The sequence below is a fragment of the Vibrio sp. ED002 genome, from assembly GCF_023277445.1.
GTDB lineage: Bacteria > Pseudomonadota > Gammaproteobacteria > Enterobacterales > Vibrionaceae > Vibrio > Vibrio jasicida.
On the sequence record NZ_CP080238.1, the window covers coordinates 1,472,084 to 1,494,440 of the forward strand.

Genomic DNA, 22,357 nt, shown 5'->3' on the forward strand with positions numbered 1-22,357 from the left:
CAATAAAGGCAAGAAGTCCACGATGACCCATTCACCTGACCTTAAAGGTAGCAGTTTTACATTGTCAGTTTTACACCTTTCTGACAATGAGATCGCTACGACTGTCGAATTTTTGCAAGAAAAGGTTTCTCAAGCGCCTTCTTTCTTCGCATCCGCACCTCTGGTTATCAATATAGCAAAAGTAGAAGGTGATATTGATTTCCTCGCACTTAAACAAGGCATCGCTGACGCAGGGTTTATTCCGGTTGGTGTGACTGGCTGTAAAGATAAACGCGTTCAAAACCTTGCTTCAGAAGCGGGCTTCGCCATCATGTCTGCGAGCAAATCTCCAACTCAAGCACCAGCCAAAATGGCTCCAACGAAGATCGTGCGCACGCCAGTTCGTTCTGGCCAGCAGATTTACGCCAAAGATGGTGACTTGGTTGTACTGGCACACGTAAGCGCTGGTGCAGAAGTGATTGCTGATGGCTCTATTCACATTCATGGCACCCTACGCGGACGTGCTATTGCCGGGGCGAGTGGCCAACAAGAAGCACGAATTATTTGTCACGATTTACAAGCTGAACTGGTTTCCATTGCAGGAGATTACTGGTTGAGCGATCAAATTGAGAGTGAGTATTGGCAAAAGAAAGTAATGATCAGTAAAGCCGAAGAATCATTACATCTAGAAACACTCACGATTTAGTCTAAAAAGGAAATAAAATGGCACGCATTATTGTAGTAACGTCTGGCAAAGGTGGCGTTGGTAAAACCACTTCAAGCGCAGCCATCGCCTCGGGTCTGGCTCTAAAGGGTAAAAAGACTGCGGTGATCGATTTTGATATCGGCTTGCGTAACCTCGATCTTATCATGGGCTGTGAACGCCGCGTGGTGTATGACTTTGTTAACGTCATCAACGGCGAAGCAACGCTTAACCAAGCTATGATCAAAGACAAGCGCACAGATAACCTATTCATTCTTCCAGCTTCTCAAACACGTGATAAAGACGCGCTAACGAAAGATGGCGTACAACGTGTGTTCACTGAGTTGGATGAGATGGGCTTCGACTTCATCATCTGTGACTCGCCAGCAGGTATCGAGCAAGGTGCTCTGATGGCGCTGTACTACGCAGATGAAGCGATCGTAACGACGAACCCGGAAGTATCTTCGGTACGTGACTCCGACCGTATCCTAGGTATTTTGGACTCGAAGTCGTTACGCGCAGAGCAAGGTCTGGAGCCAGTTAAGCAGCACCTACTGTTGACACGTTACAACCCTTCTCGCGTAACACAGGGTGAGATGCTAAGCGTTGAAGACGTGGAAGAGATCCTACACATTTCTCTATTGGGTGTGATTCCAGAGAGCCAAGCGGTACTGAATGCATCAAACAAAGGTGTACCTGTGATCTTTGACGAGAACACCGACGCAGGTATGGCTTACTCTGATACGGTAGACCGCCTACTGGGCAATCAGGTTGAATTTCGTTTCCTTACTGAGGAGAAGAAAGGACTCTTTAAACGACTATTCGGAGGCTAGACATGTCACTACTAGAATTTTTCCGCCCACAAAAGAAAACTTCTGCGAATCTAGCCAAAGAGCGTTTGCAGATCATCGTTGCTGAGCGTCGTAGCCAGAACGATCCTGCACCTTCTTACCTACCTCAATTGAAAGAGGACATCTTGAAGGTAATTAGCAAGTACGTTGCGATTGATCCAAACATGGTGGATTTGACGTTTGAACACAAGGACGATGATATTTCAGTTCTTGAGCTAAACGTGAAGTTGCCAGAAGACGAGAAGTAATTACTTTTCGACTTTGCTTGAGCGCTCTAAACACTTGAGTACTCAAAACAAAAACAAATGCGTGTTACAAAAAAGGTTGGCGATAATGCCAACCTTTTTTATTTGCTCCTATTTCAGAAGCTTATCCATGTTCTTTCCGAGAAGCTCAAGGCGCCAGCCTTGCATGACATCTGGTAGGCGTGCTGGGTCGCGATCTTTCTTCCATACCCAACTAATGATTTGATTGATCTGCTTTTTAGAAGCCAAAAACTCGGTCGCCAAACCTGACTTCTGCGATGCTACCTTCACTACATCTTTCATGTTCTTGAAGATTTGCTTGTAGCCTGGGTAATCCATCAAACGTTCAATTTTCGCTGGGTAATCATCGGCAGGTATTTGCTTTGCACTTTTCACGATACCCGCAATCCTCGCACCGTGGCGGTTAATCGCGCGGATGTCGATGCCTTCCGCTTCCATCTTCTTAAAGCCAGTCAAACCAAGACGAGCAACCGTCAGTAAGTCACCTTCTTTGAAGATGAAATTTAATGCGAGGTCGCGCTTAATTGCTTCTTTATAACGCCAAGTTGCTAACGGCTTAAGGATCGCAAGTTCAGCCGGTCTTAACTGCCATGCGCCTTTAATGTCTAGGTACGCGTTTTCTTCGTTCACGTTGCGAATACGCTTTGATACAAGCAGATCACTCTCTTGCTGAACCGCTTCCCACCAGCCAGCTTCATTGACTTTATCGAGTAGCTTCTCGTAAAGAGGCATTAGGTAATGAACGTCAGCTGCGGCGTAATCAAGCTGCTTTTGAGTCAATGGACGTGCCATCCAGTCAGTGCGAGACTCGCTCTTGTCGAGCTCAACGCCTAGGTATTCTTCCACCAGCGTAGCAAAGCCCGTCGATAAGCCGTGACCTAGGAATGCCGCCATAAGTTGAGTATCAACCATTGGGAATGGTGTGCAGCCAAAGGCATTTTGGAAGACTTCTAAATCTTCACCACACGCGTGCAGTACTTTGAGTACTGAGGTGTCTTTTAGCAACTCGACGAACGACGTCATGTCCGTCAGTTCAGTCGGGTCGATAAGGGAAAGTTGTTTGCCATCGAAAAGCTGAATCAAACCTAGTTGCGGATAGTAAGTTCTGATTCGGACGAATTCGGTATCCAGCATAACTACGTCGGCTTCTCTTGCTAGAGCGCAGACTTCTTCTAGGTCTTTGTTTTTCGTAATGATCTGATAGTTCACATGCTTCTCGCTATAAAAAAATGCCAGCAAAACGCTGGCATTCTAACACTATTTGGCAATAAATGATTGTTGCACAAAGAAATCCGCTTATGCGCTCTTCTTCGCGAGATCCGCGTCGTTCTCTTCGCGCAGTACGCGACGAAGGATCTTACCTACGTTGGTCTTAGGTAGATCTTCACGGAACTCAACCAACTTCGGTACTTTGTAGCCCGTTAGGTGTTGGCGACAGTGTGCAATCACTTCGTCTTTGGTCAGGCTTGGATCGCGTTTTACAACGTAGATCTTCACCAACTCGCCAGACACTTCGTGAGGCTGACCGATAGCCGCGACTTCCAGTACTTTGCCGTGCAGTGCAACTACGTCTTCAATTTCATTCGGATAAACGTTGAAGCCTGATACAAGAATCATGTCTTTCTTACGGTCAACAATGTGCAAGAAGCCTTCATCATCAAACTTAACGATGTCACCCGTCGATAACCAACCGTCTTCGTTGATCACTTCTTTGGTCGCTTCTGGGCGCTGCCAGTAACCTTGCATCACTTGAGGACCGCGAACTTGAAGCTCACCTGTCTCTGTGTTTGCAAGTGCATTACCTTCTTCATCAACAATACGTACTTCAGTTGATGGTACAGGCAGACCGATAGAGCCGTTATATTCCACTAGGTCGTGCGGGTAAGCCGCCACCAACGGAGAACATTCTGTTAGACCGTAACCTTCTAGTAGGTAACAGCCGGTGGTCTTTTGCCATTTTTCAGCCACGGCACGTTGTACTGCCATACCACCACCTACAGCTAGGCGAAGGTTGCTGAAATCTAGCTCATGGAAATCTTCGTTGTTCACTAGCGCGTTAAACAGGGTGTTAACACCAGTAATTGCAGTGAACTGGTATTTTTGCAGCTCTTTCACAAAGCCCGGAATATCACGCGGGTTAGTGATAAGCAAGTTGTTGCCACCCATTTCAACGAACAGTAGACAGTTCACTGTCAGCGCGAATACGTGGTAAAGCGGCAGTGCCGTAACAACAAGCTCGCGACCTGGAGACAGTACTGGACCGTATGCACCTTTCGCCTGCATAACGTTAGCAATCATGTTGCGGTGCGTCAGGATTGCGCCTTTCGCTACGCCCGTTGTACCACCGGTATACTGCAGGAATGCGATATCATCACCAGACATGAATGGCTTCACGTACTGAAGGCGACGACCTCTGTGCAGTGCTTTACGCATTGAGATTGCGCCAGGTAAGTCGTATTTAGGCACCATGCCCTTCACGTATTTAACGACGAAGTCGACAAGCGTACCTTTCGCGCGTGGTAGCATTTGACCAAGACTGGTCAAGACGACGTGTTTCACTGGTGTATTTTCTACAACCTGCTCAAGTGTGTTCGCGAAGTTAGAAACGATAACGATCGCCGTTGCACCAGCATCGTTTAGCTGATGCTCAAGCTCACGTGGAGTATAAAGTGGGTTCACGTTCACAGCGATACAGCCAGCACGCAAAACACCAAATAGCGCGACAGGGTATTGCAGCAGGTTTGGCATCATAAGCGCGACACGGTCGCCCTTCTTCAGCTTAAGTTCGTTTTGTAGGTATGCGGCGAATGCGCGGCTACGCTCTTCCAATTTGCGGAAGGTCATGACCGAGCCCATGTTCATGAATGCCGGTTGGTCTGCGTACTTTTGAACAGACTGTTCGAACATTTCTACCAAAGACTCATATTGCTCTGGATTAATGGTTTCAGGTACGTCACTTGGATAACGTGAAAGCCATGGTTTATCCACGATGTTACTCCTCGTTTATAACTGGCTAAAAAATAGCGTCCTTTTTATTTTGAACACTATTACAGCACAGCAAACGTGCTTGAGCACGTAACTCTCAAACACTTGTTTAAATTTTGTTAACTACACCAAGAATTCGCTTTGCGACCTCGAGTGTTTGCTCTAAATGGCAATGGTGCCCACCCGCGACAGAAACCACATTTGGTGGATTTTCGCCCCAATCGACTTGGTTAGACTGTAAATGCTGAAATCCTTTGTCACCCAATATGATCAGGTGCGGACAGCGTATTTGGCTGGTGATCGAGTTCGCGTGGTCCTGTGCCATACGATAAAGAGAATCGCACTTTAATTTGGCATCGTGTCGCCAAAACCACTGGTTCTCACGACATTCAGTTCCGCGCTTTACGATTGGCATCAACTGCTCGGCGGTCAGGTGATTCGCTTGTATGCGTAGCTTTAACGCCAGATCGAAAGAAGCGATAGCTCGCTCCGGTTTATTGCGTTGACGTTGTCGGCCAAGGACACCATCTCGCAGTCGTTTCACACTATTGGAAGGTTGTTCAGCGAGTGGACCCGCTCCTTCAATTTGCACTAACGCTTCGACCTGTTCAGGAAAGGCAGCACTATAGCAACTTGCGATTAAGGCGCCTAGTGAATGCCCTACTAACATCAGTCTGTTTGGCGATAATTCATCCAATAGTTGGTGTAAATCAGCAATGTAGTCGTGGAAGGGGTAGTAATTGTCCGAGGATTTATGACTGGATAAGCCATGACCAAATAGGTCAATCGCCAATAAATGAAGGTCAGGATTTCGCTGATGGATGGCATTCATCAAACTTTTGAAGCTGCCCGCGTTATCCATCCACCCATGAAGAAAAACGACTGAACAAGCAGTCGTTTTTTCGTTTCCGATCTCTAAGGCAGCCATGCTCCCATTTGGGAGTTCGAAACGGCGCTCATTCATCACAGATTATTTAACCTTCTTGATCACCTTGCCATCTTGCGGGAAGTCATTTCGCCACATGCGGCAGTTAATAGAGTAACAAGGGTAGTAATAGGTTGGTGTGTCGTACATACGTACGCGCTCTTCAATCTTCCATAAGCGGTAGCCATCGCCTTTGATGACTGGGAAGATGTATTGGTGCTCACCAATTTTGCCTTCTTCTTCGCCCGAACCTTTACCAACAACGGTAATGATTCGACCTTTACTAAAAGAAACTGGCTCTAAGTAACCATCAAAATACACCGCAAAGCGACCCGTTGGTTCTTGGTCGATATCTGGCTTGCCAGATTTGCTGATTGGAAGGTTTACGATCTCAAGACGCGTTTGGTCTTTCAAGTTATCCACTTTCGCGATAACACCACCAAGGCGAACATCGTTAGCAGCCTGTCCTTGGTCTTCGGCAAAGGTTTTGTAATCCGTCAGAACCTGCTCGGTGCTTGCATTCAACTCTTCAGGAAGAGAGCTACAGGCAGAAAGCCCGAATGCTGCGATAATAACCAGAAAAATACGTCTAGAAAGTTTCATAAACCCCTACTATCATTTCGTTGTTTTACACATAGATATCGACACCAAGTAACTGAGCAAGTTCCTCTTTTTTCGCTCGATTCATGACATCCATATACTGTTCCATTGCTTTGCGAGCATGACCCTCAGGCAAATCATATTGCACTTGAGCGCGATGAATCTGAGACTCATCCACTTGCTTAATGGAATGCGCGACGGCGTTCGCCACCTTAGAAGGTTGACCAACGGGCTGCTTATCTTGAGCTTTCTTTACCTGCCCTTTTTTACCGACTTTATTGGTGCGATTTGCACCCGGTATTAACGCAGGAGGTAAACCATTGATAGACGCCATAACGTTCCATAAAAATACAGGGCAAACGCCCCGTATATTCTAGTAGTGATGAATTATTCGCGACCCGGAAGTTTCTTCCACGTCACATTATCACGCAGATAAACCGGGCTCGATTCTTCTACTGGGACTGTGTTGCCTTTCTTAAGCTCCTGCTCAGCAAGAATCACGATGTCTTGCGAATCAGGGTAAAGCACATCACCGCTCGTTAAGTTGAATGGCAGTTTGCCAAGATCGTCTTGGTAAGCATCCCAACCAGTACCCGCTTTAGTCCACGTTTTGTTGTCTGCTTGCGCTTCTTCCGCTAGACGCGCTGGTGGAATAACGCATTCTGCATCCACACCGGCCCATTCACCGTTTTCTTGGCGAGTGTAACGTGCCCAGTAAACTTCACTCATGCGTGCATCAATCGCAACAGCTACATCCGTTGCGCCGTGTAGACGGTAGCTTGCTTGCGCCATCGCAGCCAGCGTTGAAACGCCGATCATTGGCAGATCAGCACCAAACGCTAAACCTTGTGCAATACCAATCCCGATACGAACGCCAGTAAAACTGCCCGGACCACGACCAAACGCCAATGCGTCTAAATCTTGTAGAGTCAGGCCCGCTTCTTTCAGTACTTCATCTACCATAGGCAGCACTTTCTTAGTGTGGTCACGAGGAGCCACTTCACTGCGTGAAATCACTTGGTCATTAACCAGTAGCGCAACTGAACAGTTTTCAGTTGCCGTATCGATAGCAAGAATTTTTGCGCTCATGTAACTCTCTACAATTCTTCTTTAATTTATTGATGCCACAGCGTATTAATCTGCGGCAGGTTGTTCTGTTTTTAGGAATGTTTTGATTCGTTCCAAATCCCGTGTTCTTGGGATTGGCGGTAAACTGCCGAGGAAGGTGCCACCGTAATCACGCGTTACCAAACGGTTGTCGCAAATGATCAAGGCACCATGGTCTTTTTGGTCTCGAATCAAACGTCCTACACCCTGCTTTAACGTGATAACCGCATCTGGGATTTGCACTTCTGCAAACGGCTCACCGCCACGTAATCGACAATCTTCGATTCGGGCTTTGAGCAGCGGGTCATCAGGGGCAGTAAACGGTAATTTGTCGATGATAACACAGCTCAGCGCATCACCTCTAACATCGATCCCCTCCCAGAATGCCCCCGTCGCCACCAGCAATGCATTACCTAGCTCCATAAACTCGGCAAGGGTCTTTTGTTTGCTCATTTCGCCTTGCATTAGCACTGGCAAATCCAGCACTTCACGAAAGCGTTCACCAAGCTCACGCATCATGCTGTGCGAAGTACACAGAAAGAAACAACGCCCATCGTTTTCTTCAATCACAGGCGCAAGCATTCGCACCAGTTTGTCGGCTAAGCCAGGGCTGTTTGGCTCTGGTAGATAACGAGGCACACATAAGCGTGCTTGCTTCTCGTAATCAAACGGAGATGGCAACGAAAACTGTTGCTTCGGCTTTAATCCAAGACGGTCGGTAAAGTGTTTAAAGTCACCCGAAACCGCTAGGGTTGCTGAGGTAAAAATCCACGCGCCTTGTTTGATTTCGATTTGCTCATGGAATTTATCCGCCACCGAAAGCGGCGTAATGTGCAGAGCAAAATGACGTGGCGATGTATCAAACCAATAGGAATAACCTGTGATGTCGACATCGCAAACACGGTCAATTCGACCTTTTATTAGATTGGCACGTTCAAACGCAGTATCCAGCAACTGGCTTCGACCCAATGCCAGTTTCAACACATCAATCGCCAGATCTAAGCTATCAGTTAAACGCACCAATTCACGTTTAATGGACTCAGATTGCATCGCTTCACGCCAGTTACCACGAAAGCCCGGCTCACCCAGCACGATGCGCATGTCCATCGCACTTTGCATCAGCTTATCGCCCACTTTTTGCAGCTGGCGCATGTCTTTTGCTTCTGTACGGTAGGCAATCTCAATGTCTTTGGCGAGCTCTTGGATCTGACGGCTAGAGATTGATTGACCGAAGTATTCGCTGGCAATATCTGGAAGCTGGTGAGCTTCGTCGAAGATAAACACGTCAGCTTCTGGGATCAATTCACCAAAGCCAGTTTCTTTGATCGCAAGGTCCGCAAGGAATAAGTGGTGGTTGACTACAACAATGTCTGAATCCATCGCACGTTTACGTGCTTTCAAGACGAAACAATCGGTGTAGCTCGGACAGTCTTTACCCAGACAGTTATCATTCGTTGACGTAATCGTCGGAATAATCATGCTGTCTTCTGGCAGATCATCGCAATCACCCAAGTCACCCGTTTTAGTTTCAGACGACCAACTACGAACCTTAACCAATTGGGTAAGCAGTGTTGGGTCAGCTTGATTCGTATGGCTTTCGACCATTTGACGACTTAAACGATCCAAACAAAGGTAGTTAGAACGACCTTTTAAAAGTGCCACTTGACCATAAAAGCCCAGCGAATTCACCATCAAAGGCAAATCACGGTGATACAGCTGTTCTTGTAGGTTCTTCGACCCGGTACTGATGATGACTTTCTTGCCACTCAATAACGCAGGCACAAGGTAAGCGAAGGTTTTGCCGGTCCCCGTTCCCGCTTCAACCACCAACTGAGTTTGGTCTTTGATCGCATTGCTGACAGCTTCTGCCATATCAATTTGTGGCTGGCGAGCTTGGAAGCCCGGAATGGCTTTACCTAACGCGCCCTCAGAGGAGAATGTTTTTGCGATCATGCCTGACATCTGGTTGGAAAAATTGTCGAGAGTATATCAGGAGTTGAGCGTAAACATCAGCCAACAAAAGCACTAGGTTTTAGCATCATGCGGATAATTTGTTGAAACCACGCCAAGAATAGATTATTTATGAAGTCAGATTGCCGTACGATTCACGCTTCTAAAGTGAGTACTTTATTCGTACGCTAGAAAAATAATGCATGGAAGTATCTGATTTATGGAAAAGAAAACACTGTTGACTCATTGCAGCGACGCACCGGGTCTAATCTCAAAAATCACCAATATCTGTTATAAGCATCAGCTGAATATCGTTCATAATAACGAGTTTGTTGATAACACCAGTGGGCACTTTTTCATGAGAACTGAGTTGGAGGGATACTTCAACGATCAAACGCTTCTCGCTGATTTAGATCAAGCACTGCCGCAAGGAGCAAAGCGCACGTTGTTCAGCTCTCGCCGCAAACGCATCGTTATCCTAGTGACGAAAGAAGCGCACTGTTTGGGTGATATTCTGATGAAGACTTATGACGGCAGCTTAGATGTTGAAATTGCTGCGGTTGTTGGTAACTACGACAAACTGCAAACGCTGACCGAACGTTTTGATATCCCTTATCACCACGTGACACACGAAGATCTTAGCCGTGAAGAGCACGAGCAGAAGATGCTTGAAGTGATTGATCAATACGATGCCGATTATCTTGTGCTAGCGAAATACATGCGTGTTCTCACTCCAACTTTCGTAGAGAAATACCGTCACAAGATCATCAATATCCACCACAGCTTCTTACCCGCGTTTATCGGCGCAAAACCGTACCAACAAGCTTACGACCGCGGTGTGAAGATCATCGGTGCAACAGCGCACTTCGTGACGAATGACTTGGATGAAGGCCCAATCATCAAGCAGGACGTTATTCCAGTGGATCACACGTTCAGCGCACAAGATATGGCGCAAGCGGGTCGCGATGTCGAGAAGAACGTATTGAGCAAGGCTTTGAATAAAGTGATCAATGATCACGTTTTTGTTTACGGCAATAAGACGGTTATTCTTTAAGTTTATCGAATTTCAATAAAAGAAAGGGTTGCTCATTGGGCAACCCTTTCTTCTTTCTAATCGTTAAAAGCTAACTTATTCAGCCTGCTCTGACTCCACAATACGCTTGAGTGAATGTGGGTGCAGCTTGATACAAATACCTTGATACTTAAACGCCACGGTTGGGTTGTTCAAGCGTTCGCCTTCCCCTTTTGGGCTCGACAGTTTGATCTTCACACCCAGCTCTTCTAGCTCGTCAAAACGCGCACCAAACGCAGGATAAGTGTGTTTCAAATCCGCTAAAAACTCATCGGCGGTTTCAGCATGAGACGGAATCACAAACTCCACATGTTCCCAGCTTTCAGTTGGGTAGATTTTGCCTTCCGCTGGGTATGGCAGTTCCAAACACTCTATCTTCCAGCCACGGCTTTCCAACTCTTTGTCGAATTCGATAACAATAATTGGGCGACCGTTGATTTTCGCTTGTGAAATCACCTTACCGTATTGATTCCATGCTTCATGCGCGGCTTTCGCTGTTTCAGTATCATTAATACGCAGCGCAATATGGTCAGCTTGAGCAAAGCTCAGATCCAGTTTTAACAGGGATGCAAGCTCTTCAATCTTCGCCATAAACGCATCCAGATCTTGGATCATCAATTCAGGCGCTAGGCGTTTTTCAACTAGTTGAGTCGTCATTGTGGCTCTCTTATAGGGCGATTTATCTCATTACTCCGAGCGCAATAGTAAACGCAAACTAAGCCACATTTCCATTCAATCGAAAAAGTATAAATTTCCCCAATTCCTCTCTGTATGAAAAGCAATAAAGTTGTTATCATTAGCCCCATTTTTGTGAACTCCAACAGAACTCGGCACTTACTTCGCCGAGTTCTTCGTCCTTGAATTGAAGGAAACGCGTGTGAATATCCAAGCACTTATTAATGACAAAGTATCTCAGGCTCTAGAAGCCGCTGGCGCACCTGCAGGCAGCTCTGCGGCAGTGCGCCAATCAGCAAAGCCACAATTTGGTGACTACCAAGCAAACGGCGTAATGGGCGTTGCTAAAAAACTGGGTACTAACCCACGAGAATTTGCACAGAAAGTACTGGATGTTCTAGACCTAGATGGTATTGCGAGCAAGACAGAAATCGCTGGTCCTGGTTTCATCAACATTTTCCTAAGCGAAGAGTTCCTAGCAAAACAAGCGGAAGCAGCACTGGCTGACTCACGTCTTGGCGTTGCAGCAGACGAAGCTCAAACGATCGTTGCTGACTACTCTGCACCAAACGTTGCTAAAGAAATGCACGTTGGTCACCTACGTTCAACCATCATCGGTGATGCAGTCGTACGTACTCTTGAGTTCCTAGGTCACAAAGTGATCCGTGCGAACCACATCGGTGACTGGGGTACTCAGTTCGGTATGCTTATCGCAAACCTTGAGCGTGTACAACAAGAGTCTGGCGAAGTTTCTATGGAACTGGCGGATCTTGAAGGTTTCTACCGTGAATCGAAAAAGCTGTACGATGAAGACGAAGAGTTTGCAGTAAAAGCTCGTGGCTACGTTGTAAAACTGCAAAGCGGTGACGAGTTCTGCGCAGAAATGTGGAAGAAGCTAGTTGACGTTACCATGATCCAAAACCAACGCAACTACGATCGTCTAAACGTATCTCTATCTCGTGATGACGTAATGGGCGAGAGCATGTACAACGACATGCTACCTAAGATCGTAGCAGACCTTAAAGCACAAGGTCTTGCGGTTGAAGATGACGGCGCGCAAGTTGTGTTCCTTGAAGAATTCAAGAACAAAGACGGCGAAGCGATGGGCGTTATCGTTCAGAAACGCGACGGCGGCTTCCTATACACAACAACGGACATCGCATGTGCGAAATACCGTTACGAAGAACTAGGCGCGGATCGCGTACTTTACTTCATCGACTCTCGTCAGCACCAACACCTAATGCAAGCTTGGACTATCGTTCGTAAAGCGGGCTACGTACCAGAGTCAGTATCTCTTGAGCACCACGCGTTTGGTATGATGCTAGGTAAAGATGGGAAACCATTCAAGACTCGTGCAGGCGGTACGGTTCGCCTTGCTGATCTTCTAGATGAAGCAGAAGTTCGTGCAGCACAGCTGATCGAATCTAAGAACCCAGAACTAGCTGAAGACGAGAAGAAAGCGATCGCAAATACTGTTGCAATGGCAGCGGTTAAATACGCAGACCTTTCTAAGCACCGTACAACGGACTACGTGTTCGATTGGGACAACATGCTAGCGTTCGAAGGTAACACTGCACCGTACATGCAATACGCTTACACTCGTGTAGCATCTGTATTCGCTAAAGCTGGCGTTTCTATGGATGATCTACAAGGTGAAATCAAAATCACTGACGAGAAAGAAAAAGCGCTTATTGCAAAACTCATGCAGTTCGAAGAAGCGGTTCAATCTGTTGCTCGCGAAGGTCAACCACACATCATGTGTAGCTACCTATTCGAATTAGCAGGTCAGTTCTCTAGCTTCTACGAAGCGTGCCCTATCCTAGTTGCAGAAGACGAAGCAGTGAAACAAAGTCGTCTGAAACTAGCAGCGCTAACAGCGAAGACCATCAAGCAAGGTCTGTCTCTACTAGGTATTGATACTCTAGAACGCATGTAAGCGAATCGAGAATCGAGAATCGAGAATCGAGAATCGAGAATCGAGAATCGAGAATCGAGATGATTTAGAAAGGTTGGCGTGAAAGCGTCAACCTTTTGTTTTATCTGGCGTATACTGATGTCATTCAATTCAAATCGGATAATATAATGAGTTTTGAACTGCACCCTCAACTGGCAAAAGACACTACCGTTATCGGTCATTTCCCACTGTGTGTGGCGCTTCTGCATAAAGACAATGCCGTGCCATGGGTTATCTTGGTACCAAAACGTGCAAACCTAAAAGAGCTTCACCACTTGCCAATGAAAGAACAGCAACAGTTTTTGCTAGAGTCTCAGGCAGTAAGCCAAGCACTGGAAGCAACCTTCCGTCCAGACAAGTTAAACCTTGGTGCGCTAGGTAATATGGTACCACAGCTGCACATTCACCATATCGCTCGCTTCAAAGATGACGTCGCATGGCCTGGACCGGTTTGGGGTAACACCAAAGGTAAATTCCGTACAGAAGAAGAGCAAAACGAGCTACTTGGGCGCATTAAGAACGTGCTGTCACTGAGCTCTATTTTCCAAAAGGCATAAGCACCGCGAGTAAAAATCATCCGCCTTTGAATACACACGAGATAAGTAGAGGAAGATTAATGCATATTTGTAACAATCTTTCTCATTTTTCTGGGATTATCACTTAAATCAAACTTGTTTAGACTGCCAGCTCAATTAGAGAGGGTCATCATGAAACAAGTCTTCAACACATTCCGATACGTCAGCTGGATCGCCATCATCTGTTCTATGGCTGCTTCGTTCTTGCTTTTTGTTATGGGCGCAGCGAAAACCTATTCGGCGTTTGCAGTCTTCATTCTTAATCAAACACCTCCGGAAGCACTCGCACATTTAGATAAAGCAGATATCGCGATCGCTTATTTGATCAAGTCACTGGATACATTTCTTGTTGCGCTAGTTTTGTTCATCTTTGCTCACGGCATCTACACACTATTTATTTCCAACAAAGCTAAAGCGAAAACACAAGAACAGTCGGTTTTACATTGGATCAGAACCCCAAACATCGGCCACCTGAAAAATATCTTGGCTGAAGTCATCATTGTGATTTTGTTTGTGAAGTTCTTGGAACTCGTACTGATTAACTTCGACAGCTTAAATTGGACGATCTTGACCTTACCTATTTCGATTTTAGTTTTAAGTCTAGGGTTGAAGTTCCTAGGGTTAGGTGCGACTAAACACTCTGAAGAGCATTGATTCCGCTGTATTAACAATACAATAACTAGCAAAAGAAAAGCCGCATCGTTACTGATGCGGCTTTGTCGTCTTTACATGATAAGTTTGATTGCTACATGGTCACTGTCAGTGATAAACCATCTTGCTTAGTTACTGAGTAACGTACTCGAGTCACATCATGAGCTTTATTAGTGTCGACTAGACGGTTAATTTTTCCCTTCTTGATCCACACGCTTAACATCGCGTCGGCGCCATCTTCACTCATCCCAAACTGCTTAGCCAGATCTGATTGAGAGACGATTCCTTTGTCTGCAATGTATTGATAAAGCTCTTTTAAAATCATGCTACTTGCGCCTCTAATGCACCGTTTTGCTTCTTACCAACTCGTTTGAACACACGGTATGTACCAAAGAAGATTGCTACAATTACCGCAATCCAAATACCACTGGTCACTGGGCTATCTGCGAAATGTGTCAGTTGGTTGTAAAACGTCGCACATAGGTAAGCCAGTCCCATTGTCCATACTGCTATAAATCGAGCGAACTTATGGCCAAACTCACGTACGTAAGCACCCATTGCTGCAACACATGGTGTGTACAGTAAGATAAAGATTAGGTAAGCAAACGCTGCATTGCCAGAAGCAAACTGCGATTTGATGTTACCGAAGATAGAAGCATCGACTTCTTGTTCTTCTGCAACCGCATTTGAGTCAGTTAAGTCACCCACTTCAATACCTAGTGGATCTGAGTAGCTCAAACCGGCTAGGTTTTCTGGGATACTCATTACTGCCTCTTCTAGGCTGCCCATTAGATCAAATTCTGCGTCTTCACCGTCGCTTGGCGTAGTGTATAGACTGTTCAGCGTACCAACTACCGCCTCTTTTGCGAAGATACCGGTAATGATACCTACCGTCGCCGGCCAGTTGTCTTCTTGAACACCGATTGGCGCGAATACTGGAGTCACAACTTGCGCTGCTTTAGAAAGCACAGAGTTTTCGCTGTCTTCGTTACCAAAGCTGCCATCAGTACCCAATGAGTTGAAGAAACTCAGAATAGCAACAACGATAACGATGGTTTTACCTGCACCAAGTACAAAGCGCTTTAGCTTTTGCCAAGTTTTGATCACCACGTTTTGTAGCGTCGGAAGCTCGTAATCAGGCATTTCCATTACTAGGCTGTCACTGCTACCTGGGTAAAGCGTGTGCTTAAGGAAAAGACCCGTGAAGATCGCTGCCACAATACCAAGTAGGTAAAGTGCGAATACAATGTTCTGACCAGAACCTGGGAAGAATGCCGCAGCGAATAACGCGTATACAGGCAGACGAGCACCACATGACATAAATGGCGCCATAGATGCAGCCAGTTTACGCTCACGTTCTTGGTCTAGAGTACGAGTTGCCATGATTGACGGAACGTTACAGCCAAAACCAAGAACCAACGGTACAAATGCTTTGCCCGGTAGACCGATCTTCTGCATCACTTTGTCTAATACGAATGCTGCACGAGCCATGTAACCTGAGCTCTCAAGTACCGCTAGGAACAGGTACAAACAAGCGATAACCGGAATGAAGGTTGCAACCGTCTGGATACCACCACCGATACCATCAGCAAGAACCGTCACTAACCACACAGGCAAATGACCGTCTAACAAGTGGTGACCACCATCAACCAACAGAGCACCAACACCGATATCGAAGAAGTCGATGAACGCACTACCAATGTTGATAGAGAACATGAACATTAGGTACATCACAACGAAGAAGAATGGGATGCCCACCCACTTGTTCAAAATGAATTGGTCTAGCTTTTCAGTCACGCTGCGGCTTAGCTTACCTTCGCTACGGCGTACTTTCTTACACTCTTCGTGAAGATGTGTGTATTTGGTGTCAGCCACATGCAGGTCAACATCAAGATCTAGCTCGGCAATCGTATTTTCAACACTATTGCGGTCTGCATCCGACATGCTATTAAGAACCAGTGCATCTTTTTCTAGTGCGCGAATCGCCAATGCTCGGTGAGAAACGGTTTGATCATTGAAAAGAGCCGAAACTTTGCCGATCGCCGCTTCCATTTGTTCGCCGTAGTTCAAAGCGACTTCTTTTAACGCGACACCTTGAACCACAGACTTGTGCAGCTTCTCTTTAAATTCTGCTACTTGTGCTTTGTTTGTCGCTGACAGGCTAACTACCGGGCAACCCAACGTTTTTTCGAGTTCTGCAACGTTGATGATTTGGCGTTCACGCTTAAGTGCGTCCATTTTATTTAATACAACAATCATAGGACGACCAAGCTCGCGCAGCTGCAGTGTCATATATAAGCTACGTTCAAGACTTGTTGCATCGACTACGTTGATGATCAGATCAGCAGGGTGCGTCAGAACCGCACGAGACGCGATAGACTCATCAATACTATTACTGTCATTACCACTATCTAGAGAGTAAATACCCGGAAGGTCTGTCAGCAAAAATTCATCGCCAGCGTGTTTAAACTGACCAGTTTTCTTTTCAACCGTTACACCAGCCCAGTTGCCGACTTGTTGTTTTGCACCAGTAAGGCCATTAAAAAGTGTCGTTTTACCGCTGTTTGGGTTACCGACCGTAAGAATTTGGTATTGCATTATGCTCGCTCCACTTCAATGTTCTGCGCAATGGCCTCTCTCAATGCAACAGAAACACCACGAACTTCAACTTGCAGTGGGTCACCCATTGGAGCACGTCGAATAACTTTAACCTCAGTATTTGGAAGTAGTCCCATTACCATTAGCTTTTTTCTGACGTCCGACGTAAGTCCTTCTAACAACCGAATTGTCACTGTTTCGCCAGGTTTAATTTCTGATAGCTTCATAGTGGCCCTTAAGAGTAGTGCAAATGATAAATATTATTATTAATAGTATAGGGCGCTAATGTTACTCTTCTATACCCTCTCATTCATTGTGTGAAATCAAAGATTTCATTAATGCTTTTGGCGAAATAAAACGTCAACTCCGTTAATTAATCTCACGTCATTTTCGTCAAAATTGAATATTTTCAGCAATCTAGCAATTAACACAATCGCAACAAATAAATCACCCAAAAACAAAAACTCAATAAAAACAATTACTTGCATTTAGAATTGCATTTTGTCGCTTTTCTCACATCAACCTGTCGTTATTTTTATAAGAAAAATAAGTAAGGTCTCGTATAGTTAACCCATCGAGAGGCAACAGCCACTCAAAAGAATTCCAGAGGTGACATGGCAACATGTCACTCCGGCAGCAAGCGAAGGTGTCATTGACACCCGTGGTATAGTCCCCCCGGCTATACCACGATATTTTTTTTCTTCTCTTTCTTTATCCACTTAACGCTTTACTCCCCTTAATACTCAATACATCAACACTCCATTGTTCACTGTTAGTTTCCCTAACTTAATTGCACTACCTCGAGCACACTCAACCACACACAACCACACACAACCAGAAGATCATGTGATAAATAGTCATAGCTCGCATCTCAAAGCATGCCTCTAACAGGCCGCATCAAACCAAGTCGATTCGATGCTTGGCGTAATAAAAAGCCCAGCATCAAAACGAGCTGGGCTTAACAATTTAATAGCAGAGCATCAAAAGCGAATGAATCTAGCTAACTTGATTCTCTTGCGTCATAGCAAACTTAGACGGAGGTAGACCGAAGTGGTGCTTAAACTTTTGACTGAAGTAGGAAGGGTCATTAAAGCCGCAATTAAATGCAACCTCACTGATTTTTTCACCCGCTAATAGCTGCTCACATGCTGTTTCTAAGCGCACCTCTGTAAGATAATCTTTGAAAGTTCTCGATGATGCGGATTTGAAACGACGCTGTAAGCTACGTTCAGACATAAACAGCAACTTCGCCGCAGAGGCGGTACCGAATTCCGCATCATGATAATTTTCTGCAACTAATTGATAAACTTTCATCAGCCACTCTTGCTCCGGTGACACTTTCTCCGATATTGGTTCTGATTGGGTAAATTCCGGTAATGATTCCTCAACATGACTCAGCTCTTGCGCACATGGCCAAGTGATTTCGATTTTATTCTGAGCATCAGAGGCGAACATTGATAAATGTCCTCCACTCACCGATACCAGTTGAGGCAGGTTGTCCATACTTAAGTCTACATTTGTAGTATTAGAAGGACGCATCGTCGACACTTTACTAGGCAGTTGAGTTCCGTAATCGATAAAGCTGAGCGAAACAATGTCATTTCCCTCCTCTAAGACCAGCTTAACTGACTGACCTCGAAATGAACGCTTTATCGCATTAGCAAAGATGCTATTGAAGATAACATCGAGATTAAAACTCTCAAGTGCGATTCGACTGGATTTATTAGCATCTTCCAACTCGACAACAATGCCAGCTTTCGAGAAATCCTCTCGCCATACGTCAACGACAGACTGCGTTATTTGGCTTAGGTTGTAATTTTGGCTTCCACCGCTGCTATCTTCTGGCGAACTCTTTAATTCGTTAAGTTGCCAGTAGGTTTTCGAAAGATGGTCTTGGGTTGCTGAGTCCAGATCTATAGGCAACCTATTGGCAATGGAATCGACGCTTGTCTTAATCGATTGGGCAACATGGTCGACTAATAAGTTTCTTACCTGTATTTGCTTTCTCAACTGCTGATTACTGGTGAGTAATACACGACTTTGATGGCGTAATTGGTTTGTTTTCAATGTAACTTGAGCAGCGAGGTCACGGTTGGCCTGTAGTACATAGCGAGAACGCCAGTAAATAATCAAAGCAAGAATGACAATAACCACCATGGTAAAACCCGTGATCGCGAGTTTAGATAAATACCACGGTTCCAAGACAGTAAATTTCGAATCAAGCCCTATCATTCCAGAGGCTAATTGTGAGTCATTACTCACTTGTAAGTGATACTCTCCTGAATTCAGGTGCTCTAGAGTCAGTTGCCCACCTTCTAAAGTTTGCCACTTCTCATTTTCGTGCAAGCGATAATACAAATTCTGATTGTCAGGTTTAGGCATGACACCAAAAAGGAAACTTAAAGAAGACCCATACGGTAGCTTCATCTCCAAAAGATCGGCGCTTCCGACTTGAACCACATCATTTTCTAACATGACTTGGCTAACAATAAGCTTGGATTCTGGCGTATTAGACACCAGAAGCTTAGAAGCATCAGCCTTGACCAACCCATATTGCGAACCAAAGATAAGTTGGCGGTCACTATCCTCAGCACGCCTGATCGTATTACATACACCAGGCAAGAACTCATTATTTATCAAGCCGGATGAAGAGGAATAATGTTTCATTAACTGACCAGATAAATGGTAATAACTCAGGCCAACAGACGATGCGAGCCAGACGCCTTCAGAGTCACTGATCATGCATGCTGGTCGAGAGTTGGAAACACTCATTTCCATGACTTGCTTTGAATCACTACCTGGCATCGTTTTAAACACGCCGTATGCAGAGGCAAACCACTGAGAACCGTCGATTGCTGTAATCATGTCTAAGGATTCACCGTATTTTTCTGAGAAACGGTTGAATCGGATTCGTTCTCCATCGTACTCGTACACACCGTGGTCAGTACCAATCAATAACAGTTCTTCTTTGTCGTAGAGACGGGTGATCTTAGCAGGTAGGTATTGGCTGACTAACCAATCACTACCAAAGTTCCTAACTTCTTGGCTAGAAACATCAATATTAAATAATTGATATCCACTTGAAGCCCACAGTCTTGTTGAACCATCAGCAACGATATGATCGATAGGTCGACCAGCCATAACCCTTAAATAGGGATAACTAACACGTTCTAAATCATTTAAATTGTAGATCTCTAATCCTGAAGACGTCGCCAGCCATAATCTGTCGCCTTGGAAAGCAAACTCATTGATTTGTGATGCTGAATTCATCACTTTCATGACACCTTTAGAGCCAGAACGATATAAGTTGTGGTCATCGACAAACCATAACGCGCCATCTGGGCCAGTTAATGTCTGTCGAATACGGCCAGAAAGTGTTTGTGAGTCATAACTGCTGAAAGTAATACGTTCAAACTTTTTGCTGAATAGTGAGTAATAGCGAATCCCTTGATTCGTCGCGATCCACATTCCACCCATATTATCGTTCAACAAAGAGTAAATTTTGGTACTCGCTAATTCGATCTCCAAGAAACTTGCAGGCGTCACCTGAGTCACAGCACCAGTCAAAAAAGAGTACAGATATAACCCTTGTTCCGTACCAACCCAATACTCTTGGTTCGTCTCTGCAAACGTCAAAACATGGGAGGCTCCGATTCTGATCACGGGTTTGTTAGGCTCGTAAATATTGAAAATCAGCGCACCTTTCAACGTTCCGATGAGTATTTCCCTTCGAGTATGCGAATAATAGACTTTTTCTATGTAGTGCTTACCTGAGGAAACGACGTGGTTAAACGAATTGCCTTCAGAGAGGTAGACACCTGATGTCGTCGCCAAGGCCCATTTTGTTTCAACAAATATGGCATCGTTGATGTATACATAACTGTTGTTGCTGTGCTGATAAAGCTGGAGCAATGAGAAGGAATTCAGCTCGCTGGTGTCGATGTTATACGTATAGAAATGCGCACCATCACTGACCCAAATATATTGACCCGAAGAACCAATTTTACGTATTTGGGAGCCGGGATTGAGGCTAAAGACTAGCCGACGATCTCGATTTGGGTAGGTTTGATAAACTTCATTTTCAACAAAGGTCCAAAATGACCCTTTGTGATAGGCTAATTGTTCTTCTCTCGCTGGCAGGAAACTGCCTGATTTGGGAAGCGTCGTTTGACCGTCATAGAACAATACTCTGCCGTGAACATCATGGATCCATAGCCCGCCCTGTTCACCAGGAAACAATTTTTTCGCCGCAATAAAAGTGCCCTTAACCTGATTTGGCAAAGGGTAGAAGATCGCATTCGCTTCACTTGAAGCAAACGCTTGAAATGAGAGGATAAAAAACCCAAAAAATAGGGCTAATGGGCGCAGCAAGTTGAAATCCTTACATGTATCAATACGTGCGTGCTCTTGTACACTCATGCCTTCCATAGCTAAGTGTCAATATGGTTATTTCGAGCCGCTAATTATTGATAATGATACTTCAAATCCTTTAATAGGAAAGACTCACTGCGCCAAAGGTTGCAATTCTTACTGTTGGATCACGTTAAAAACGAATTCAGTGTAAGGAGTAACAACACATTTGTTACTTTTCGCTCAAACATTGACTAAAGCTATTCGACATTTGTTTCAGAAATGCAAAGTAACTGCCTGACTGTACATCAATTTCACTGCCTAGCGGATCAAGTACGCCAGTGTTCACATCATTACCACGCATAACACTTTCGATCACTGCAGGAGTAAACTGTGGCTCAGAAAAGACACATGCTACATCGCCCGTCCCTAGTGTTTTACGGATATGAATCAATGTTTTTGCGCCAGGCTTGCGATCAGGAGAGACAGTAAAGTGGCCCATTTGGTTTAGCCCATAACGCTCTTCAAAGTAACCATAGGCATCATGGAAAACGAAGTACCCCTTGTCTTTAACTGGCGTAAGCTCTTGCTTAATTTCTGCGTCTGTCGTTTTCAGATGTTCATCAAATTTTTTCAGGTTTGCTGCATAAGTGCTGGCATTAGCAGGATCGATTTCAGCGAGTTTATGGGCGATCGCGTTAGCGACTTGTTGAACGGTTTCAATACCAAGCCAAAAATGAGGATCATGGGTACCGTGATCGTGCCCATCATGGTCGTGAGCATGCTCGCTACCAAATTCACGCAATTTAAGGTCTGGAATTTTACTTACGGTAAGCGTGTTGTCTTTGTCTGCTACCACTTTTTCAAGGAAGGGTTCTAAATCATGCCCATACCAAATAACAAGATCAGCCGCAGCCGCTTTTTTGACATCCGAAGGACGCAAAGCATAATCATGAGGAGAGGCATTATTCTGAAGTAACACATCCGGTGTTGTTACACCTTCCGTTAGCTCAGTTGTGATCATTTGAATAGGTTTGATGCTGGTTAACACGGTCACTGCGTGTGCAGGTAAAGTTAGTATTGCTGAAGCAGCAAGAATTAGTGCTCTTTTCATAG

The 22,357-nt window shown here is 45.2% G+C and carries 20 protein-coding genes; 7 read left to right on the plus strand and 13 right to left on the minus strand.

The window, feature by feature from the left end:
* Positions 1-22 precede the first annotated feature (22 nt).
* Genes minC through minE form a run of 3 tightly spaced genes read left to right on the plus strand, consistent with a single transcriptional unit; the run spans position 23 to position 1,781 of the window.
* Entirely contained in the window at positions 23-685 is a 663-nt protein-coding gene (gene minC / locus ITG12_RS06765; RefSeq protein WP_038865652.1) for a septum site-determining protein MinC, read from the plus strand.
* 17 nt (positions 686-702) lie between these two features.
* Entirely contained in the window at positions 703-1,515 is an 813-nt protein-coding gene (gene minD / locus ITG12_RS06770; RefSeq protein ID WP_005437688.1) for a septum site-determining protein MinD, read from the plus strand.
* Positions 1,516-1,517: 2 nt separating this feature from the next.
* Positions 1,518-1,781, plus strand: a complete 264-nt coding sequence (minE, locus tag ITG12_RS06775; RefSeq protein ID WP_005437690.1) for a cell division topological specificity factor MinE — start codon at positions 1,518-1,520, stop codon at positions 1,779-1,781.
* 108 nt (positions 1,782-1,889) lie between these two features.
* On the opposite strand, the gene rnd is transcribed toward minE, so the two are convergent.
* The 7 genes from rnd to ITG12_RS06810 form a co-directional block, all read right to left on the minus strand.
* Positions 1,890-3,008, minus strand: a complete 1,119-nt coding sequence (gene rnd / locus ITG12_RS06780; RefSeq protein WP_038879291.1) for a ribonuclease D — start codon at positions 3,006-3,008, stop codon at positions 1,890-1,892.
* A gap of 87 nt (positions 3,009-3,095) precedes the next feature.
* On the minus strand, positions 3,096-4,787 hold the full coding sequence (fadD, locus tag ITG12_RS06785; RefSeq protein WP_248873889.1) for a long-chain-fatty-acid--CoA ligase FadD: 1,692 nt from the start codon (positions 4,785-4,787) through the stop codon (positions 3,096-3,098).
* Between the two features lie 106 nt (positions 4,788-4,893).
* Entirely contained in the window at positions 4,894-5,748 is an 855-nt protein-coding gene (locus ITG12_RS06790) for an alpha/beta hydrolase (RefSeq protein ID WP_045409026.1), read from the minus strand.
* A gap of 6 nt (positions 5,749-5,754) precedes the next feature.
* A complete protein-coding gene (locus tag ITG12_RS06795; RefSeq protein WP_248873890.1) occupies positions 5,755-6,312 on the minus strand; it encodes a Slp family lipoprotein in 558 nt (185 codons plus the stop codon).
* Between the two features lie 25 nt (positions 6,313-6,337).
* The gene (locus tag ITG12_RS06800; RefSeq protein ID WP_005437006.1) at positions 6,338-6,643 is read right to left on the minus strand and encodes a hypothetical protein; all 306 of its coding nucleotides are present in this window, start codon (positions 6,641-6,643) and stop codon (positions 6,338-6,340) included.
* 53 nt (positions 6,644-6,696) lie between these two features.
* Positions 6,697-7,398 (minus strand): tRNA (adenosine(37)-N6)-threonylcarbamoyltransferase complex dimerization subunit type 1 TsaB, encoded by a 702-nt coding sequence (tsaB, locus tag ITG12_RS06805; protein ID WP_063345752.1) that lies wholly within the window; start codon positions 7,396-7,398, stop codon positions 6,697-6,699.
* A 45-nt stretch (positions 7,399-7,443) separates the two neighbouring features.
* On the minus strand, positions 7,444-9,369 hold the full coding sequence (locus ITG12_RS06810; protein ID WP_248873891.1) for an ATP-dependent DNA helicase: 1,926 nt from the start codon (positions 9,367-9,369) through the stop codon (positions 7,444-7,446).
* A 217-nt stretch (positions 9,370-9,586) separates the two neighbouring features.
* Between ITG12_RS06810 and purU the strand changes: the two genes are divergently transcribed.
* Positions 9,587-10,420 carry a formyltetrahydrofolate deformylase gene (purU, locus tag ITG12_RS06815; RefSeq protein ID WP_248873892.1) on the plus strand — a complete coding sequence of 278 codons (834 nt, stop codon included), beginning with the start codon at positions 9,587-9,589 and terminating at the stop codon, positions 10,418-10,420.
* A gap of 75 nt (positions 10,421-10,495) precedes the next feature.
* Here purU and ITG12_RS06820 read toward each other — a convergent pair whose 3' ends face one another.
* Positions 10,496-11,095 carry a VOC family protein gene (locus ITG12_RS06820; protein ID WP_248873893.1) on the minus strand — a complete coding sequence of 200 codons (600 nt, stop codon included), beginning with the start codon at positions 11,093-11,095 and terminating at the stop codon, positions 10,496-10,498.
* A 220-nt stretch (positions 11,096-11,315) separates the two neighbouring features.
* On the opposite strand from ITG12_RS06820, the gene argS reads away from it, so the two are divergent.
* The 3 genes from argS to ITG12_RS06835 all read left to right on the plus strand — a co-directional run bounded on the left by argS (position 11,316) and on the right by ITG12_RS06835 (position 14,296).
* Entirely contained in the window at positions 11,316-13,049 is a 1,734-nt protein-coding gene (argS, locus tag ITG12_RS06825) for an arginine--tRNA ligase (protein WP_248873894.1), read from the plus strand.
* A gap of 146 nt (positions 13,050-13,195) precedes the next feature.
* The gene (locus tag ITG12_RS06830) at positions 13,196-13,624 is read left to right on the plus strand and encodes an HIT domain-containing protein (protein WP_054756977.1); all 429 of its coding nucleotides are present in this window, start codon (positions 13,196-13,198) and stop codon (positions 13,622-13,624) included.
* A 150-nt stretch (positions 13,625-13,774) separates the two neighbouring features.
* Complete coding sequence (locus ITG12_RS06835; RefSeq protein ID WP_038865664.1) at positions 13,775-14,296, plus strand: YqhA family protein; 522 nt, start codon at positions 13,775-13,777, stop codon at positions 14,294-14,296.
* A gap of 91 nt (positions 14,297-14,387) precedes the next feature.
* Here ITG12_RS06835 and ITG12_RS06840 read toward each other — a convergent pair whose 3' ends face one another.
* The 5 genes from ITG12_RS06840 to znuA all read right to left on the minus strand — a co-directional run bounded on the left by ITG12_RS06840 (position 14,388) and on the right by znuA (position 22,355).
* Positions 14,388-14,618 (minus strand): FeoC-like transcriptional regulator, encoded by a 231-nt coding sequence (locus ITG12_RS06840; RefSeq protein WP_038865666.1) that lies wholly within the window; start codon positions 14,616-14,618, stop codon positions 14,388-14,390.
* Positions 14,615-16,891 (minus strand): Fe(2+) transporter permease subunit FeoB, encoded by a 2,277-nt coding sequence (feoB, locus tag ITG12_RS06845; protein WP_248873895.1) that lies wholly within the window; start codon positions 16,889-16,891, stop codon positions 14,615-14,617. The genes ITG12_RS06840 and feoB overlap by 4 nt, the downstream gene beginning before the upstream one ends.
* Positions 16,891-17,118, minus strand: coding sequence for a FeoA family protein (locus ITG12_RS06850; protein WP_033005426.1), 228 nt, complete (start codon positions 17,116-17,118; stop codon positions 16,891-16,893). The genes feoB and ITG12_RS06850 overlap by 1 nt, the downstream gene beginning before the upstream one ends.
* A 769-nt stretch (positions 17,119-17,887) precedes the next feature.
* On the minus strand, positions 17,888-21,262 hold the full coding sequence (locus tag ITG12_RS06855) for an AraC family transcriptional regulator (protein ID WP_248873896.1): 3,375 nt from the start codon (positions 21,260-21,262) through the stop codon (positions 17,888-17,890).
* A gap of 211 nt (positions 21,263-21,473) precedes the next feature.
* Positions 21,474-22,355: a zinc ABC transporter substrate-binding protein ZnuA gene (gene znuA / locus ITG12_RS06860; RefSeq protein WP_039975575.1), complete on the minus strand. Its 882-nt coding sequence runs from the start codon at positions 22,353-22,355 to the stop codon at positions 21,474-21,476.
* Positions 22,356-22,357: the final 2 nt, after the last annotated feature.

Excerpts from the sequence above, each read along its gene's own strand:
- minC (WP_038865652.1), top strand. The coding sequence starts at position 23 with ATGACCCATTCACCTGACCTTAAAGGTAGCAGTTTTACATTGTCAGTT.
- minD (WP_005437688.1), top strand. The coding sequence starts at position 703 with ATGGCACGCATTATTGTAGTAACGTCTGGCAAAGGTGGCGTTGGTAAA.
- minE (WP_005437690.1), top strand. The coding sequence starts at position 1,518 with ATGTCACTACTAGAATTTTTCCGCCCACAAAAGAAAACTTCTGCGAAT.
- ITG12_RS06790 (WP_045409026.1), bottom strand. The coding sequence starts at position 5,748 with ATGAATGAGCGCCGTTTCGAACTCCCAAATGGGAGCATGGCTGCCTTA.
- ITG12_RS06795 (WP_248873890.1), bottom strand. The coding sequence starts at position 6,312 with ATGAAACTTTCTAGACGTATTTTTCTGGTTATTATCGCAGCATTCGGG.
- ITG12_RS06800 (WP_005437006.1), bottom strand. The coding sequence starts at position 6,643 with ATGGCGTCTATCAATGGTTTACCTCCTGCGTTAATACCGGGTGCAAAT.
- tsaB (WP_063345752.1), bottom strand. The coding sequence starts at position 7,398 with ATGAGCGCAAAAATTCTTGCTATCGATACGGCAACTGAAAACTGTTCA.
- ITG12_RS06810 (WP_248873891.1), bottom strand. The coding sequence starts at position 9,369 with ATGATCGCAAAAACATTCTCCTCTGAGGGCGCGTTAGGTAAAGCCATT.
- purU (WP_248873892.1), top strand. The coding sequence starts at position 9,587 with ATGGAAAAGAAAACACTGTTGACTCATTGCAGCGACGCACCGGGTCTA.
- ITG12_RS06820 (WP_248873893.1), bottom strand. The coding sequence starts at position 11,095 with ATGACGACTCAACTAGTTGAAAAACGCCTAGCGCCTGAATTGATGATC.
- ITG12_RS06830 (WP_054756977.1), top strand. The coding sequence starts at position 13,196 with ATGAGTTTTGAACTGCACCCTCAACTGGCAAAAGACACTACCGTTATC.
- ITG12_RS06835 (WP_038865664.1), top strand. The coding sequence starts at position 13,775 with ATGAAACAAGTCTTCAACACATTCCGATACGTCAGCTGGATCGCCATC.
- ITG12_RS06840 (WP_038865666.1), bottom strand. The coding sequence starts at position 14,618 with ATGATTTTAAAAGAGCTTTATCAATACATTGCAGACAAAGGAATCGTC.
- feoB (WP_248873895.1), bottom strand. The coding sequence starts at position 16,891 with ATGCAATACCAAATTCTTACGGTCGGTAACCCAAACAGCGGTAAAACG.
- ITG12_RS06850 (WP_033005426.1), bottom strand. The coding sequence starts at position 17,118 with ATGAAGCTATCAGAAATTAAACCTGGCGAAACAGTGACAATTCGGTTG.
- znuA (WP_039975575.1), bottom strand. The coding sequence starts at position 22,355 with ATGAAAAGAGCACTAATTCTTGCTGCTTCAGCAATACTAACTTTACCT.